We start from the raw sequence: 798 nt of genomic DNA, 5'->3' as shown, positions 1-798 counted from the left end.
TCAGGGCAAAGGGAATAAAGATCGGGTTGTGCCTGTCGGTGAGCGGGCGCTGGGCTGGCTACAGCGCTATCTGGTCAACGTCAGGCCACAACTGGCAGCGCACTATGACAGCGGTTATCTGTTTATCTCGCAAAAGGGCAGGCCGCTGAGTCTGGGACACCTGACGCAAATCGCAGGCAAAGCCATCCGGCAACAGGCCCATCTGGACAAGCCGGGGGCCTGCCATCTGTTCCGGCATTCCATGGCGACCCAGATGCTGGATAACGGTGCCGATATCCGGCATATCCAGGCGATGCTGGGACACGAGAAACTCAACACGACCGAAATCTATACACGAGTGGCTATCGGCCACTTGAAGAAAGTGCATAAACAGACGCATCCGGCAGAGCGTGACACACCGACAGCACCGGAAAGCCGCCCAGACCGTACCAGCGGAAAGCGGGGCGCCGAACCGAAACCGCAGCGCACCGGACAACCCGGCCGTCCCCGTTAAGTTCGCTCGGTGCGGGGCAGGGGCAGACCGTGGCCGGCCTGCCCGGCAGCCTCGGTGCCGGCGGGGGTAAATGGGCCATGGGCGGCGGCCACAGTGTCCCCAATTGTATTAGTCGTGACTTGAACTGACACTGGATCTTGAAAGATTGAGAGTTACCGACTTTGCTATATGGGTGTCGAATCCTTATACAAAATACGAGGTAACTCTCATGATTCATACTAGCAATCCTATTATCAAACACCAAGTCGGTTTGTTGAATCTCGCCAAGGAGCTCGGTAATGTCTCGAAAGCCTGTCAAATTATGG

The 798-nt window shown here is 56.8% G+C and carries 1 protein-coding gene; it reads left to right on the top strand.

Going from position 1 to position 798, the window contains the following annotated elements; genetic code table 11:
- The coding region (locus IQ209_RS17960) for a tyrosine-type recombinase/integrase (RefSeq protein ID WP_193852537.1) at positions 1 to 493 on the top strand (493 nt) is incomplete at its 5' end.
- Positions 494 to 798 lie beyond the last annotated feature (305 nt).

Source organism: Xenorhabdus sp. BG5 (assembly GCF_015163665.1).
In the GTDB taxonomy this organism is placed as follows: Bacteria; Pseudomonadota; Gammaproteobacteria; order Enterobacterales; family Enterobacteriaceae; genus Xenorhabdus.
Note: the sequence above shows the minus strand (reverse complement) of the source record. Positions and strands in the feature narration are given on the sequence as shown.